The organism is Tessaracoccus lacteus (assembly GCF_029917005.1).
Lineage (GTDB): Bacteria > Actinomycetota > Actinomycetes > Propionibacteriales > Propionibacteriaceae > Arachnia > Arachnia lactea.
This window is the reverse complement of the sequence record NZ_CP123967.1, coordinates 1,024,360-1,039,632: the sequence shown is the minus strand read 5'-3', so window position 1 is coordinate 1,039,632 and position 15,273 is coordinate 1,024,360. Positions and strand designations below refer to the sequence as shown.

Annotated in this window: 12 protein-coding genes; 3 read left to right on the top strand and 9 right to left on the bottom strand. The window is 71.7% G+C overall.

What is annotated here, in order from left to right; genetic code table 11:
* Positions 1-2 precede the first annotated feature (2 nt).
* The 9 genes from ftsW to mraZ form a co-directional block, all read right to left on the bottom strand.
* Positions 3-1,238, bottom strand: coding sequence for a putative lipid II flippase FtsW (gene ftsW, locus QH948_RS04665; protein ID WP_281145716.1), 1,236 nt, complete (start codon positions 1,236-1,238; stop codon positions 3-5).
* A 16-nt stretch (positions 1,239-1,254) separates the two neighbouring features.
* On the bottom strand, positions 1,255-2,721 hold the full coding sequence (gene murD, locus QH948_RS04660; protein WP_281145715.1) for a UDP-N-acetylmuramoyl-L-alanine--D-glutamate ligase: 1,467 nt from the start codon (positions 2,719-2,721) through the stop codon (positions 1,255-1,257).
* Complete coding sequence (gene mraY / locus QH948_RS04655) at positions 2,703-3,773, bottom strand: phospho-N-acetylmuramoyl-pentapeptide-transferase (protein ID WP_281145714.1); 1,071 nt, start codon at positions 3,771-3,773, stop codon at positions 2,703-2,705. Before mraY ends, murD begins: the two co-directional genes overlap by 19 nt.
* Positions 3,770-5,206: a UDP-N-acetylmuramoyl-tripeptide--D-alanyl-D-alanine ligase gene (locus tag QH948_RS04650; protein WP_281145713.1), complete on the bottom strand. Its 1,437-nt coding sequence runs from the start codon at positions 5,204-5,206 to the stop codon at positions 3,770-3,772. Before QH948_RS04650 ends, mraY begins: the two co-directional genes overlap by 4 nt.
* On the bottom strand, positions 5,184-6,737 hold the full coding sequence (locus tag QH948_RS04645; RefSeq protein WP_281145712.1) for a UDP-N-acetylmuramoyl-L-alanyl-D-glutamate--2,6-diaminopimelate ligase: 1,554 nt from the start codon (positions 6,735-6,737) through the stop codon (positions 5,184-5,186). Before QH948_RS04645 ends, QH948_RS04650 begins: the two co-directional genes overlap by 23 nt.
* Entirely contained in the window at positions 6,737-8,482 is a 1,746-nt protein-coding gene (locus QH948_RS04640; RefSeq protein ID WP_348634950.1) for a peptidoglycan D,D-transpeptidase FtsI family protein, read from the bottom strand. The genes QH948_RS04645 and QH948_RS04640 overlap by 1 nt, the downstream gene beginning before the upstream one ends.
* Before the next feature lie 152 nt (positions 8,483-8,634).
* A complete protein-coding gene (ftsL, locus tag QH948_RS04635; RefSeq protein ID WP_281145710.1) occupies positions 8,635-9,216 on the bottom strand; it encodes a cell division protein FtsL in 582 nt (193 codons plus the stop codon).
* Positions 9,213-10,172: a 16S rRNA (cytosine(1402)-N(4))-methyltransferase RsmH gene (gene rsmH, locus QH948_RS04630; RefSeq protein WP_281145709.1), complete on the bottom strand. Its 960-nt coding sequence runs from the start codon at positions 10,170-10,172 to the stop codon at positions 9,213-9,215. Before rsmH ends, ftsL begins: the two co-directional genes overlap by 4 nt.
* Before the next feature lie 125 nt (positions 10,173-10,297).
* On the bottom strand, positions 10,298-10,732 hold the full coding sequence (gene mraZ / locus QH948_RS04625) for a division/cell wall cluster transcriptional repressor MraZ (protein WP_219080522.1): 435 nt from the start codon (positions 10,730-10,732) through the stop codon (positions 10,298-10,300).
* A 254-nt stretch (positions 10,733-10,986) separates the two neighbouring features.
* Between mraZ and QH948_RS04620 the strand changes: the two genes are divergently transcribed.
* Genes QH948_RS04620 through QH948_RS04610 form a run of 3 tightly spaced genes read left to right on the top strand, consistent with a single transcriptional unit; the run spans position 10,987 to position 15,255 of the window.
* Positions 10,987-11,886: an AAA family ATPase gene (locus QH948_RS04620; protein WP_281146138.1), complete on the top strand. Its 900-nt coding sequence runs from the start codon at positions 10,987-10,989 to the stop codon at positions 11,884-11,886.
* Positions 11,887-11,890: 4 nt separating this feature from the next.
* A complete protein-coding gene (locus QH948_RS04615; protein ID WP_281145708.1) occupies positions 11,891-13,111 on the top strand; it encodes a DUF58 domain-containing protein in 1,221 nt (406 codons plus the stop codon).
* Entirely contained in the window at positions 13,108-15,255 is a 2,148-nt protein-coding gene (locus QH948_RS04610; RefSeq protein WP_281145707.1) for a transglutaminase TgpA family protein, read from the top strand. Before QH948_RS04615 ends, QH948_RS04610 begins: the two co-directional genes overlap by 4 nt.
* Positions 15,256-15,273 lie beyond the last annotated feature (18 nt).

Here is a 15,273-nt window from a genome sequence, read left to right as displayed (position 1 = left end):
GGTCAGTCCTCCTTGGTGGCCGCCATGACCGAGGTCATGCGCGGCCGCGACTTCTTGCTCGGGCGCGACGCGCGGTAGGTGCGGGCGGCCGGCGTGTCCCGGGCGATCGACAGGAGCACGCCGACGCCCATCAGCGAGGCCATGAGCGCGGACCCACCATAGGACATGAACGGAAGCGGGACGCCGAGCACCGGGAGCAGGTGCATCACAACGAAGATGTTGATGACGGCCTGCACGACGAACCAGCCGGTCAGGCCCGCGGCGACGATGCGGTTGAACATCTTGTCGGAGCGCAGCGCGATCTCGAGGCCGGCCCAGGCCAGCAGCGCGAACAGCCCGATCACGAGCAGCACGCCGAACAGGCCGAGCTCCTCGCCGAGGACCGCGAAGATGAAGTCCGTGTGGGCGCCGTCTTTCAGCCCTCCCCACTTCTGCCTGCCGGCCCCCAGCCCCGCCCCCCACCAGCCGCCGGAGGCCAGCGCGTAGAGCGCGGCGATGGGCTGGCTCGACAGGTCGGTGTCCGAGGACGGGTCGAGGAAGATCGCGATGCGGCTCATGCGGTTTCCCGAGCCGTACACCAGCAGGACCATCGTGACGACCGCGAGCGTGAACGACGGGACCAGCACCTTCCAGGACGTGCCGACGAACCACAGGATCAGCACGAGGATCAGGCCGAGGATGATGCCCGTGCCGAGGTCGCGACCCGCGAGCACCAGAACCAGCACCAGCCCGCCGAGCGGCACGAAGGGGATGGCGAGCTGGAAGACCTCGTGCAGCCGGCCGCGCTTGTTGTGGAAGATCGTCCCGCACCACACCACGAGCGCGAGTTTCGCAAACTCGGAGGGTTGGATCTGGACGGGGCCGAGCACGAGCCAGTTGACGTTGCCGCCCGAGCCGACGCCGAGCGGTGTCAGGACCAGCAGCAGCAGCACGACGGCGATGCCCCAGGCGAGCCAGCCGAAGCGGCGCAGCACATCCGGGGGCACGAACACGAGGATCGCGGCGGGCACGAGCCCGACCGCCAGCGAGCGGGCCTGCCGGATGAGGTAGAAGTACGGACTGACGCCGCTGGCCTGCGCCATGGCGGCCGAGGCGGACAGGACCATCAGCAGCCCGAGCCCGACCAGCACCGTCACGGAGCCGAGCACGAGATAGAACGGCGCCATCGGGGAGGCGAGGAGTGCACGGACAGAGCGGAAGGCGGAGGGCCGCGGCCGCGCTACAGCCTGGGTGGCCATCGATCTTCCCTTCTCGTCAGGACAGGTACCGGTTGACCGCCTCCACGAACCGGTCCCCCCGGTCCGCGTAGCCGTCGAACATGTCGAGGCTCGCGCAGCCCGGGGAGAGCAGCACGGTGTCGCCCGGCCCGGCCATGGCCCCGGCCAACGCGACCACCTCGTCCATCACTGAAGTGTGCGTGTCGTCGAGGACGCGGACGGGGACATCCGGCGCGTGTCGGGCAAGGACGTCCGCGATCATCTCGCGGTCGACGCCCATCACGACGGCCCCGCGCATGCGGGAGGCGAACCTCTCGACCAACGCGTCGAAGCTGGTGCCCTTCGCCTGCCCGCCCGCGATCCACACGAACGACTCGTAGGCCTGCATGGCCGCGTCTGCGGCGTGCGGGTTGGTGGCCTTCGAGTCGTCGACCCACGTGACGCCGTCAGCGACGGCCACCGTGGAGATGCGGTGGCCCGCGAGGTGCAGGTTACGCAGACCCTCGGAGACCGAGCGTGGGGCCACGCCGAGGCTGCGGGTCAGCGCGGCGGCGGCGACGGCGTTGGCGACGTTGTGCGGCGCGAACGGGTGCACGTCGGAGACCTTCGCCAGCTCGAGCGCGGAGGTGCGGCGCTGCGGGACGAAGGCGCGGTCGACGATGAGGTCGTCGACGACGCCGACCATCGAGATGTCGGGGATGCCGGTCGTGAAGCCGATGGCGCGGGCGCCCTCGACGACGTCTGCCCCCTCGACCATCTCCTCCGTCAGGGGCTCGTCGACGTTGTAGACGCACGCGTCGGTGACGCCGTCGTAGATCTTGGCCTTGTCCGCCGCGTAGCGGGCCATGCCGTCGGGCTCGGAGGCGTACCACTCGAGGTGGTCCTCGTGCAGGTTCAGGACCACGGCGGAGTGCAGGTGGACGTTGTTCATCCAGTGCAGCTGGAAGCTGGAGAGCTCGACGGCGAACACGTCGTACTCGACGTCGTCGAGGACGGCCTCCACGATGGGGCGGCCGATGTTGCCGACGGCGGCGACCTTCCTGCCGTCGGCGCGGAGGATCGACTCGACCATCTGCGTGGTGGTGGTCTTGCCGTTGGTGCCGGTGATGCCGAGCCACGGGATGGCGCGGTCGGGCTGCTGCATGCGCCAGGCGAGCTCGGTCTCCCCCCAGACGGGGATGCCCGCGGCGCGCGCCTGCTGCAGCAGGGGCGCGGTGGGTCGCCAGCCCGGCGAGGTGACGACCAGGTCGGTGCCGGGAGGAAGCTCGGCCGTGACCCCCCTGCCGAGCCTGACGGTGACGTCGAGGTGCTCCAGCAGCGTGGCCTTGTCGGCATGCGCCTCGGACTCGTCGAGCACGACGACGCGTGCTCCGAGAGACATCAGCCCGTCGGCAGCCGCGAAGCCGGAGACGCCGAGCCCGGCGACGACGGCCTGGGCCTCGGGCCAGGGCGACGTCCGGTCGGCGGTGTTGATCCAGTCGAGAGTCACTGTCCGACCACCCATTCGGCGTAGAAGATTCCGATGCCGAGCGCCACGCACAGCCCGCAGATGATCCAGAAGCGGATCACGACCGTGACCTCCTGCCACCCGATCAGCTCGAAGTGGTGGTGGATCGGGCTCATCTTGAAGATGCGCTTGCCCTTTGTTGCCTTGAAGTACGACACCTGCAGCGCGACCGAGCCGACCTCGATCACGAACAGCAGTCCGAGGACGACCAGCAGCAGTTCGGTGCGGGTCATGACCGACAGGCCGGCCAGCGCGGCACCGATGCCCATCGAGCCGGTATCGCCCATGAAGATCTTCGCCGGCTTGGCGTTCCACCACAGGAACCCGAAGCAGGCGGCGGTGAAGGCGATGGCGACGACGGCGAGGTCGTTGGGGTCGCGGACCTCGTAGCAGCGGGGGCCTGCGGTGGAGAGCCTGCCGCACCACTGGTTGAACTGCCAGATGTTGATGATCGTGTAGGCGGCGAACACGAGCGTCGCGCTTCCGGCCGCGAGCCCGTCCAGCCCGTCGGTGATGTTGACGGCATTGGACCAGGCAGCGATCAGGAACACGATGAAGACGACCGCCAGCAGGAGCGGCAGCGTCAGCCAGGAGATGTCCCGCAGGAAGGAGATCGAGGGGGACGCCGGCGTCAGCCCGCGCGCGTCAGGGAAGTTGAGCGCGACGACCGCGAAGACGATGCCGATGACGCCCTGGCCGATCAGCTTGCCGCGGGGTGTGAGGCCGAGGCTGCGTTCCTTGGAGATCTTGGCCCAGTCGTCGAGGAACCCGAGGAAGGCCATGGAGGTGGCCAGCCCGAGGACCAGCAGGCCGGAGAGGCTCGGGGCCTGCCATCGGATCAGATGCACGAGCGTGTAGGACAGCAGCACCGAGCCGAGGATGACCAGGCCGCCCATGGTGGGGGTGCCGCGCTTGACGTAGTGCGCCGTGGGGCCGTCCTCGCGGATGAACTGGCCGTAGTGGCGCTTCGTCAGGAACGAGATGAGCAGGGGGGTGCCGACCAGCGCGAAGAGCATGGACAGCCCGCCCGTGAGCAGGATGTTGATCACGATGCGGCTCCGTCCCGGACGACGAGGTTCGCCGCCACTTTCTCCAGCCCGACCCCGCGGGATGCCTTGATCAGCACGACGTCTCCGGGCGACAGCGACAACGAGGCCGCCACGTCGTCACGGAGGCTCTCGCGGGCGGGGACCCCGCCCTCGAGGGCGCCGGAGACGATGCGGGCGGCGAACTCGCCGACGGCGACGACCTCGCTGATGCCCGCGTCGGCGGCCCGCCTGCCGAGCTCCTCGTGCAGGTCGGCCGCGGTGGGGCCGAGTTCGAGCATGTCGCCGAGCACGGCGACGGCCCGCGCCGTGGGGTGCTCGGCGCGGCTGCCCGCGACCAGCTCGACGGCGGTGTTGAGCGCCACGGCCATGGAGTCGGGGTTGGCGTTGTAGGCGTCGTTGAGGACGAGCACGCCGTCGGGGCGTGGCCGGAGCTCCATGCGCCACTGCGACCGGGTGGTCGCCGAGGAGAGTGCGGCGCCGACGGTGGCCAGGTCGAGGCCGGCGGCGAGCGCGGCTGCCGCGGCGGCGAGCGCGTTGGCAACCTGGTGGCGGCCGATGACCCCCAGCTGGACGCCGACGGAGTGCTCCGCCTGGCCCGCGAAGCGTGCGACGAGCTCGAAGGAGGCCTGCGACAGGGGGTTGAGGGTGACGCCCCGCGCGGTGACCCTCAGGTCCCCGTCCGGGAGGTCGCCCTCCCCGAACCAGGCGACCCGCGCCGAGGTGAGGGCCGCCATGGCGGTGACGCGCGGGTCGTCGGCGTTGAGCACGGCCCACCCCTCGGCGGGCAGGTCCGCGACGATCTCGCTCTTGGCGGCGGCGGTGACCTCAAGGCTGCCGAACTCCCCGACGTGTGCCTGACCGACGTTGAGGCAGACACCGATGTCGAGTCCGACCAGCGACGTGAGCCACGCGATGTGACCGACGCCGCGCGCGCCCATCTCAGAGACGAGGAAGCGGGTCTCGGAGTCGACGCGGCAGGCGGTGAGCGGAACACCGATCTCGTTGTTCTGGCTCCCGAGCGGGGCGACGGTGGGGCCGGCGGCCTCGAGGACCTGCGCGAGAAGGTCCTTCGTGCTGGTCTTGCCGGAGCTTCCGGTGATGCCGACGCTGACCATGCCGCGGGCCCGCTCGCGTCTGACGACCCCGCGGGCGACCCAGCTGAGCGCGCGTACGGGATCCTGGGCCAGGATGTGCGGGACGTCCGCGTCAGTCAGGTGGGTGCCGAGCACCGCGCCGGCGCCGCGCTCGACGGCGGGGCGCGCGAAGTCGTGTCCGTCCACGTGCTCGCCGGCGATCGCGACGAACAGCGCGCCGTCGGTGGCGGCCCGGCTGTCGATGACGACATCGGGGCCGACGGGTCCGTCATCGCCCACCAGCTCTACCTCGGCCGGCTGCATCAGCTCGATGAGCTCAGCCACGGTTGTCGCACGCATGCGGGGTTCCTTCCTCTCCCAGGCGGCGCCACTGCTCAGCGGCCTCCTCCACATCGTCGAAGTCCACTGTCGCGTCGGCCAGGATCTGGCCGCGCTCGTGTCCCTTTCCGAGAATCGCCACCACACTACCGGGGCGGGCCCTGCGCAACGCTTCCGCGATGGCCGCCCTTCTGCCCGGCACCTCCAGGACGTGGGCGCCCGGCACGGCCCTGGCACCGTCGAGGGTCTGCGCCCGGATGACGGTGGGATCCTCGGTTCGGGGGTTGTCGTCGGTGATGATGGTCAGGACGCTGCCGCGGGCCGCCGCCGCACCCATCTCTGGGCGCTTCGCCGCGTCGCGGTCGCCGCCGCAGCCGATGACGGTGATGACGTCGCCCTCGACGGCCAGCGACTCGACGGCCGCGCCGACGGCCTGCGGGGTGTGTGCGAAGTCCACGACGACGAGCGGCGCGCCGTCGCCCAGGTCGACGCGCTGCATGCGGCCGGGCACCTGCGCCGCGCCGAGGCCCTCGACCGCGGTCGCCGTGGGCACCCCGACGGCCTCGAGCATGGCGAGCGCCACGGCCGCGTCGATCATGTTGTAGCGGCCGGGCAGCGACAGCCTCAGCTCGATCTGCTCCCCGCCGCGCGTGATGGTCGCCGCGCCGGCGAGGGCCGGCAGGTCCCGGTAGCCGCTGAGGAGGTAGTCGACGTCGCCGCCGGAGCCGACCGTCACCAGCCGGCTGGCGCCGTGCGCGCGGACGCGGTCGGCGAGCTCGGCCCCGCGGGGGTCGTCGACCCAGATGACGCTGACCCGGGCGCGGCCGGGTTCGAAGAGCCGCGCCTTCGCCTCGAAGTACTCCTCCATCGAATGGTGGAAGTCGAGGTGGTCGCGGCCGAGGTTCAGGAAGCCGACCGCGTCGAAGACGATGCCGTCGGCCCGAGACAGTGCCAGGGCGTGCGAGCTGACCTCGAGCGCGACCGCGTCCGCGCCCCGCTCCGCCATCACGGCGAGCAGGGCCTGCAGGTCCGGGGACTCGGGAGTCGTGACGGTGGAACGCGACGAGCGGATCTCGTCGACGCCGAGCCGGAAGCCGATCGTGCCGATGGTGCCGGCCAGCTGCCCGGCGCGCGCGAGGCCCGCCTGCAGCAGCGCGACGGTGGTGGTCTTCCCGTTCGTGCCGGTGACGCCCAGCATCGTCATCGACTCCGCCGGGTCGCCGAACGTGCGGGCGGCGACGACGGCCATGGCGTGGCGCACGTCGGCGGCGACCAGCACGGGGATGCCCGCCTCGCGTGCCAACGCCTCGCCCTCGGGGTCGGTGAGGATCGCGGCGGCGCCTGCCGCGGCGGCCTGTTCCGCGAAGGAGGCGCCGTGCATGCGGGTGCCAGGGAGCCCGACGTAGAGCCAGCCGGGGCGCACGGAACGCGAGTCCTGCGTGATGCCGGTGACGTCTGCGGTGGCGGAGGTATCGCCGCGCAGGCCGAGGCCGTCGGTCAGGCTGAGCAGCGGAACACGCCGCGGGGTGGTCGGGCGAAGCAAGCTATCCATCAGTCGAACGTCAGCGGGGTGTCGTAGGGGTCGGTCGTCGAGGGTGCCACGTTGTAGCGCGGCAGCGCCATCTTGAGGATGTTGTTGACGACCGGCAGCGCGAGCCGCGATCCGAGGTTGCCGTTGGTGGGCTGGTCGAGCACGACGTAGACGACGAGCTGCGGGTCCTCGACGGGGGCGACGCCCACGTAGGAGGACGTGAAGCCGTTGTAGCACATGCAGTCGGAGTCGAAGCGCTGCGCGGTGCCGGACTTGCCAGCGGTGCGGTAGCCGGGGATGGACCGGTTCTCGTTGAGGGTGACGACGGACTCCATCATCTCCAGCACCATCGAGGAGGCCTCCTCGGAGATGACCCGGCGCTCCGTCGGCTCGTCGAGGGCGATCTCGGTGCCGTCGGCGGCCGTCGCCGAGGCGATGATGGTGGGCTGGTGGTAGACGCCGCCGTTGACCACGGCCGCGACGGCGGCGGTCATCTGCACCGCGTTGACGCTGAGGCCCTGGCCGAAGGAGATCTGGTCACGCGTGTAGTCCGCCATGTCGTCGGCGGGCACGCTTCCCGAGGTCTCGCCGGGCAGGCCGATACCGGAGCGGGTCCCGAGCCCGAACTTCTTCAGGTAGCCCGCCAGCGTGACCTTGTCCATCTGCCTCGACAGCTGGATGGTGCCGATGTTGGACGACTGCGCGATGATGCCGGCCGCGGTCAGGTTGATGGTGCCGTGCTCGAAGGAGTCCCGCACGTAGCCGTCGCCCGACGCGATGCGGGCGGGCACGACGACCTTCGTGGTGGGGGTGACCAGCCCTTGGTCGGCCAGCGCCGCCATGGTGAGCACCTTCTCGACGGAGCCGGGCTCGTAGGCCTGCGTGACGGCACGGTTGCCGAGGTCCTCGGCGTCGGCGCTGCCGGGGTTGGATGAGTCGAAGCTCGGACCGTTGGCGAGAGCGAGGACCTCCCCGGTCTTCGCGTTCATGACCACGGCCATGCCCGTCTTCGCGCCGGCCTGGTCCATGCCCTCCGCGAGGAACTGCTCGACCATCCACTGGAGGTCGGAGTCGATCGTGAGTTCGTAGCTGGCGCCGTCGACCGCGGGCTCGGAGATGCTCGTGCCGAGCGGGATGGTGCCGTACGTCGAGGAGTCGTAGATCATCGAGCCGGCGGTGCCCTCCAGGTCATCGTCCAGGGCGTACTCCAGGCCGGAGGCGCCGACGCCCTCGCCGTTGACGAAGCCGACGATGTTGGAGGCGACAGTGCGGTTCGGGTAGACGCGGATCGGGTCGGAGTCGCCGAACACGCCGTACCAGGGGCGCGAGCCGTCACCGTCCATGCCGAGCTGGAGGTCGGCCTTCAGCGCGGTGAAGGTGGCGGCCGGGACCTTGCGGGCGATCACCTTGTAGCGGGAGTTCTCGGTCGCGATGGCGTCGAGGTAGTCCTGCTTCCGGCCGCCGAGATGCTTGACGAGCAGGTCGGCGACGGCCTCGGGTGCCGCCGCGGCCTCCTCCTGCTTGCGCTCGCTCATCGCGTAGCGCTTGTCGGCGCCGTTGGTGCGGACCATGTCCGGGTCGATCGAGACGATCATGGCGGGCTCGGTGGTGGCGAGCACGACGCCGTTGCGGTCGGTGATTGACCCGCGGGTCGCGGGCAGGGTGCGGGTGGACTTCGTCTTGTCGGCCGCCTGCGCGGCGTAGGCCTGCGAGTCGATGCCCTGCAGCTGGACGGCGCGCCCGGCTCCGACGGCCAGCACGAGCATCACGACGACCAGGAAGACGCGGATCCGCACCGTCGTCCGACCCACCGCGAGGCGGACGGACTTGCGGTAGCGGCGCGGGGCGGATGCCTTGCGGGGGGCAGGCCTGGCCGAGGCGGACCGCGAGGTCGGCTTCGCGGGGCCTCGTCGCTGGGTCACTGGTCCTCCTGCGTGGCGTCGTCGGCCGCCGACGTTATCAGGCTCTCCTCGCTCGTCTCGTCTGCCACGCTGAGGTCCCCGGTGTCCGCATCTTCGGCCTCCCCGTCGGTCGTCGTGGTGGTCGTCGTGACCGGGACGCTCGCCTCGTCCGCCGCCGACCTGGAGCCGCGCAGGAAGGGCATCTCCTTGCCCGTCACGGGGGTGGGATCGCCGGTGACGGAGCTGTCGCCGAGGTTGATGAAGGCCGGATAGGGGTTGGGCACCATGCCGAGCTCGGTGGCGCGCATCGCGAGCGCGCTCGCGCTGGACAGCCGCTGCAGCTGCGACGTGAGCGCCGCCGTCTCGTAGCCGAGCTCGGTGGCCTCCCTGCGCAGGGCGGTCAGCTCGCGGGACTGCGCGCCCACGGAGGTGCTGACCACCATGACCGCGCCGAGCCCGAGCGTGATGAGCCCGAGGATGATCCCGACGAAGCCCAGCGTGGAGACCGTCGCGGTGGGCGTCTGCACGACGCTCAGCTTCGGTCTCCTCCGCCCGGCGCGCCCGGGGGCGTCGAGATGCTCGATCAGCTCCGCACTCATGAGGCCTCCCTGATCCGCTCGGCGACACGCAGCCGCGCCGACGCTGCTCGTGGGTTGGTCGCGGTCTCCTCGGCGCCCGGCCGCTCGGCGCCCCGCGTGAGGAGGCGCAGCTCGGCCCGCAGGTTCTCCGGCACCACGGGCAGGTCCCGCGGCGCGCGGTCGGCCGCGCCCGCTGCGAAGGTGCGTTTCACGAGGCGGTCCTCGAGGGAGTGGTAGCTGAGCACAGCGAACCGCCCGCCGACGGCCAGCGCGGCCACGGCAGCCGGGAGGACGCCCTCCAGCGCCGCGAGCTCACGGTTGACCTCGATGCGCAGGGCCTGGAAGGTCCGCTTGGCCGGATGGCCGCCCGTGTGGCGGGCGGCGGCAGGGATCGCGGAGGAGATGACGTCGACGAGCCTGCCGGAGCGGTCGAACGGCGCGTCCTCGCGCGCCGCGACGACCGCACGTGCGATGCGGTCCGCGAACCGCTCCTCGCCGTACCACTTGAGGATGCGGGCCAGCTCGCCGGCGGAGTAGGTGTTGAGCACATCGGCCGCGGTCGACCCCTGCGTGGGGTTCATCCGCATGTCCAGCGGCGCGTCGACACGGTAGGCGAAGCCCCGCTCGGTGCGGTCGATCTGCAGAGACGAGAGCCCGAGGTCCAGCAGGATGGCGTCGATTCTGCCGATGCCGAGGTCGGTGAGCACGTCCGGCAGCTCGTCGTAGACCGCCTGCACGAGCGTCGCCCGGTCCGCGAGGGCCCCCAGCCGCTCCCTGGCCACCTCGTGGGCGTCGGGGTCCCGGTCGATGCCGACGAGCCTCGCCTCGGGGTTCGCGGCCAGGATGGCGCTGGCGTGGCCCGCCAGGCCGAGGGTGCCGTCCACATAGACCGCCCCGGGCCGCTGCAGGGCAGGGCTGAGCAGCTCGACGATCCGGTCGATCATGACCGGATCGTGAACGTCGGTGAACCCTGTCATCCGCCTCGATCCTTCGCTCGCCTTGCTTGTGCGTCTCGTACCGCCCGCTGGTTTCCTTCCGGACCGGGCCTGACATCGGGGAAGTGATGTCAGGGCCGGGACCGGCCGGAAACCACCGGGCGGGTTCACGTGCCCGTGAAGGCCGTGAACTCTCCGTCCATGTCTGAGAAGTCCGACTCCTGTTCCTCGGCGTACCTGTTCCACGTCTCGGCATCCCAGATCTCGGCACGGTCACCCGCCCCGATCACCACGACGTCCCGCTCCAGCCCCGCATAGGCACGCAGGTGGGGAGGAATGGTGACCCTGCCCTGGGAGTCGAGCCTGTCGTCGCTGGCCGCGGCCATCACCATGCGCTGATAGCTGCGGACCTGCCTCAGGGTGTTGGGGGCGGAGGCGAGGTTCGACATCTTGTTCAGAAAGTCAGCCTGGGGGTACACCGCGAGCGCGTGCTCCTGGGACTTGGTCATGACCAGCCCGTCGGCGAAAGCGTCACGGAACTTGGCGGGCACGATGAGGCGGCCCTTGTCGTCGAGCTTCGGCGAGTACGTACCGAGAAACATCGATCGGGCCCCCTTTCTGCTCCCAACACCGCCCAATCCCCTCCATTTGCCCCCACATTACCCCACTTCCCTCCACTCGCCCACCCCTTCCGTCACCGGATCCCCAGTTCACGGAGAAAGCGCGGGGCCGCGCCGAGGCGGCCGCTCGGTAGGCTGGGCGCGCCGCAGTACTTTTCTAAGGAGCCCTGGTGGACCAGATCCCGACGCCGTCGCTGCCGGAAGTGGCACTCCTCGCCAACCGCATCACCGACGAGATGGCCCGCGTGATCGAGGGCAAGCAGGCGCAGCTCAGGATGGCCGTCACCGTCCTCCTCGCCGAGGGTCACCTGCTGATCGAGGACGTGCCGGGCGTCGGGAAGACCGTCCTGGCGAAGGCGCTGGGACGGTCCATCGCCGGCGACGTGCGGCGCATCCAGTTCACGCCGGACCTGCTGCCCTCCGACGTCACCGGCGTGTCGGTGTTCAACCAGTCGACGCGGGAGTTCGAGTTCAAGAAGGGCGGCATCTTCGCCAACGTCGTGCTCGGCGACGAGATCAACCGGGCCTCGCCGAAGACGCAGTCGGCGCTGCTGGAGGCCATGGCCGAGAGCCAGGTCTCCGTCGACGGCACCACCTATCCGCTGGCCGAGCCCTTCATGGTGATCGCGACGCAGAACCCCATCGAGATGGAGGGGACCTACCCCCTGCCCGAGGCGCAGCGCGACCGCTTCATGGCGCGCATCACGATGGGCTACCCCGACCGCAGGGCCGAGGTGGCGATGCTGGCGCACCACGCCGGCGGCGACGAGCTGGCCGCCGTGCACCCCGTCACGGACGTGGCGACGGTGACCGCCGCCATCCGCGCGGTGCGCGCGGTCTACGTGGCGCCCGTCATCAACGACTACATCGTCTCAATCGTCGACGCCACCCGCCACCACCCCGACCTCAGGCTCGGCGCCAGCCCGCGCGCCGGCCTGCACCTCCTGCGCGCCTCGCGGGTGGTGGCCGCCCTCTCCGGCCGCGACTACGTCATCCCCGAGGACGTCTCCGCGCTGGCCGTCGATGTCCTCGCCCACCGCATCCTCCCCACTGTCGAGGCGCAGGTGGCCCGCAGACAGCCGGCGGCCATCATCCGGGCCGCCGTCGCCGCCATCCCGCTGCCAGAGCGGCGGTGACCGCGTGGCACGCGGGGCGCGGCTGACCGGCCGCGGCTGGGCAATGGTGGTCATCGGGCTCGTCGCGACGGCCGGGGCCGCTATCGCCGGGGAGCGCGACCTCATCTGGGTGACCGCCGTTCCGGTGTTCCTGCCGCTGCTGAGCCTCGCTCACCTCACCCTCGACCCGCCCCGCATCACGCACCGTCGCACCGTCGAGCCCGCGACGGTCGCGATCGGCGAGTCGGCGCGGGTGGTCGTCGAGATCCGCAGCGCCTCCACGACGCAGGCCGCCGCCCTGCGTTTCACCGACCACGCGCCGGCGGCGCTGGGCGACGGCGCACGGTTCGGCATCGCCCGCGGCTTCGGCTCGTGGCGGCAGGACGTCGGCTACACGATCGCCACGACCCAGCGGGGCCGCTACCAAATCGGTCCACTCGCCGCCGAGGCCACCGACGCGCTCGCGCTGGCCCGGATCCGCGTCGCGGCCGAGGGGCCCGCCACCTCGCTGCGCGTGACCCCGCATCTGTGGCGCCTCGGCTCGCTCACGGCCAGCCCCCGCCTCGGCGCAGCCGACGCCACCCCCCAGCGGATCGGGCAGGCGGGCAGCGACGACGTGCTGGTACGCGAGCACCGCCACGGAGACGACCTGCGACGGGTGCACTGGAAGATGACGGCCCGACAGGGCGACCTCATGGTCCGGCTCGAGGAGCACCCGTGGGACCCGTCGAGCACACTGGTCGTCGACACCCGCACGGGCGCGCACTTCGGGCAGGGTCCGGGCTCCTCACTGGAATGGGCAGTCTCCGCCGTCACGTCGGTCGCCGCGCAGCTCACCGAGGGCCGGCACCGGCTCACGATCGTGTCGCCCGCCGGGCTGGCCTGCGACCCCGGCCATACGCTCGGCGAGGCCGCCCTCCAGCTGGTACTCGAGGCCATGACGGACCTCACCTCCTCCGAGGAGACGTGGCTCGGCGCGGCCGTCGCGGACCCCCAGCTGCTCGGCGCGTCCGCCACCATCGTCGCCGCGACCGGCAGGCTCACGGCCCACGACGCGGCGGCCCTTGCCGCGGCCGGGACCAGGGCGCTCAGCAGGGTGGCGCTGGCCCCCGACGTCGAGGCCTGGGGCGGAGAGCCCGGAGAGCACGCGGATGCGCTCCGCCTCCTGCGCAACCACGGGTGGACCGTGGAGCTGTACGGCCCCCGCACGGGCGTGGCGGACGCGTGGCGGAGGGCGACGACATGAGGCACCGCTGGGTCGGCCACGTCGCGATCGCGGCGGCCGTGTGGCTGTCGCTGGTGCCGCTGGGCGCGATGCTGGACGGGCAGCGCCTCCTGACGGCCGCGGTGCCGCTGATCGTGGCGTCGGCGGCGGTCGGGAGCCTGCTGAGCCTGCTGCGGCTGCCGCGCGGTGCGATCTTCGTCGCGCAGGGGGTCGCCGTCGTCGGGGTGCTCCTGTGGCGCGGGCTGACGCTCGCCGGCCCGGGAACGCCACTCGAGGCACTCAGGTCGCTCACGCTGGATGGCGTATCGGCGATCCGCACCGGCGCCGCGCCACTCCAGATCACCGACGGGGTCGCATGGTTGTGCCTGCTGCTGACGGCCGTGCTGCTGCTCATGGTCCAGCTGCTGGCCGACTCCCTCGAGCAGCCGGGCTGGTCCATCGTCCCGCTGGGCCTGGTGTTCGGCATCGCCGCCCTCATCCTGCTCGGGGACGTGCCGTGGCTCTACGCCCTCCCCGTGATCGCCGCCTACATCATCGTCCTGCTGGTCGCCACGCCCATGGGCCGAGACGCCGCAGGCGGGGCCTTGCGGCTGCTGGCCTTCCATGCTTCACGGGCCGTGACCGCGTGCGTCGCCGGCCTGACCGCGGCCGCGCTGGCGCTCGGCGTCTCGGCCGTCGTGCCACTGGGCAATCAGCAGGCCTGGCAGGAGCCCGGGTCCAGCGGCCCGATCCAGCTCGCCGACCCCACCCTGCAGCTGGACCGGGACCTGCGCCGCCCGATCGACGCCCGGGTGCTGACCTACACCTCCGACACGGGTCGGCCCACCTACCTGCGCACCGTCGCGCTCACGCAGCTGACGTCCGACGGCGCGCAGTTGGTGCCGATGACGCTGAGCCGCTTCGGTCTGGGCAGCGCCTCCCCCTACCCCGGCGAGGACGTCTCTGTCACCGTCGAGATGGCGGTGCCGTCGGACTACCTGCCCGTCCCGTTCGCGCCGCGCTCCATCAGCGCCGCCGGCACCTGGGCCTTCGACCCCGAGACGCTCAGCATCGTCGCATCCGGGCCTGAGCGGGCGCAGCAGAGCGTCGGGCTGACCTACACCGCCACGGCGCGGCAGCCGGACCCGACGCGCGACGAGATCGCGCAGGCCTCCGCTGGCTCCGGCGTCCCCGCCGTCACGACCGAGATCCCCGACGGACTCGACGACGGCGTGCAGCAGCTCCTCGACTCCATCCTGGCGACAGCCGACGACACCGACGGGGCGGCCGCGCTGGCCATCCAGGACTTCCTGCGCTCCAACCGCTTCGAGTACTCGCTGTCCGCCCCCGCCTCCACCGGGCTCGGCACCATCAGCAACTTCCTCCTCACCGATCGCTCCGGCTACTGCGTGCATTTTGCGATGGGCATGGCAGTACTGGCCAGGATGGCCGGCATCCCGTCGCGCATCGCCGTCGGCTTCGCGCCCGGCGACGAGACCTCCCCGGGTACCTTCGAGGTGACGGCGCATGACGCGCACGCCTGGCCGGAGCTGTACCTCGAGGGTCTCGGCTGGGTCCCCTTCGAGCCGACCCCCGCCTTCTCAGGACCGGCCGGCACCTCCGGCACCACCGGGCCACAGGAGGAACCGAGCGCCGAGCCGACGCCGGAGGAGACGCAGCCCGAGGCCACCCCGGAGCCGGGGCAGCCGACGGCCGAGCCGACGGCACCAGGAGTCGCGACGGGGGACGAGCCGTCCGGCCGCGGCAACGGTGCCGGGGTCTTCGCGGCGCTTGCCGTGCTGGCGCTGCTCGTGGCGCCGGGCGTCGCCCGGGTCGTCCAGCGGCGGCGACGGCTCGCCCACTCTCTGCCCGCCGCCACGGCCGCGGACGGAGCCTGGGATGAGGTGCGTGCCACCTACCTCGACCATGGCCTCGACTGGCCGTCTGGGTCTCCCGTGCCGGCGGCGGCCGTCGCTGCCGGGCGGCTCGCACCGGAGGGGGCGGCCGCGCTGCGCTCCCTGGCGGCCCTGGTCGAGCGGAGCCGCTTCGCCCGCGACGGCGAGTCTCCGCCCCCCGCGGAGCTGGTCTCCACCGTGCTCGGCGCGGTCGCGCGCGCGGTGCCGATGCGCCGTCGGCTGCTGGCCAGGTTCCTGCCTGCCTCCATGCTCATGGGGCGGCGAGGGTAGGCTTCTCCTGGTTGCGCG

Coding starts and splice junctions, on each gene's coding strand:
- ftsW (WP_281145716.1), bottom strand. CDS start 1,238: ATGGCCACCCAGGCTGTAGCGCGGCCGCGGCCCTCCGCCTTCCGCTCT.
- murD (WP_281145715.1), bottom strand. CDS start 2,721: ATGGGTGGTCGGACAGTGACTCTCGACTGGATCAACACCGCCGACCGG.
- QH948_RS04650 (WP_281145713.1), bottom strand. CDS start 5,206: ATGCGTGCGACAACCGTGGCTGAGCTCATCGAGCTGATGCAGCCGGCC.
- QH948_RS04645 (WP_281145712.1), bottom strand. CDS start 6,737: ATGGATAGCTTGCTTCGCCCGACCACCCCGCGGCGTGTTCCGCTGCTC.
- QH948_RS04640 (WP_348634950.1), bottom strand. CDS start 8,482: ATGCTCGTGCTGGCCGTCGGAGCCGGGCGCGCCGTCCAGCTGCAGGGC.
- ftsL (WP_281145710.1), bottom strand. CDS start 9,216: ATGAGTGCGGAGCTGATCGAGCATCTCGACGCCCCCGGGCGCGCCGGG.
- rsmH (WP_281145709.1), bottom strand. CDS start 10,172: ATGACAGGGTTCACCGACGTTCACGATCCGGTCATGATCGACCGGATC.
- mraZ (WP_219080522.1), bottom strand. CDS start 10,732: ATGTTTCTCGGTACGTACTCGCCGAAGCTCGACGACAAGGGCCGCCTC.
- QH948_RS04620 (WP_281146138.1), top strand. CDS start 10,987: ATGGCCCGCGTGATCGAGGGCAAGCAGGCGCAGCTCAGGATGGCCGTC.
- QH948_RS04610 (WP_281145707.1), top strand. CDS start 13,108: ATGAGGCACCGCTGGGTCGGCCACGTCGCGATCGCGGCGGCCGTGTGG.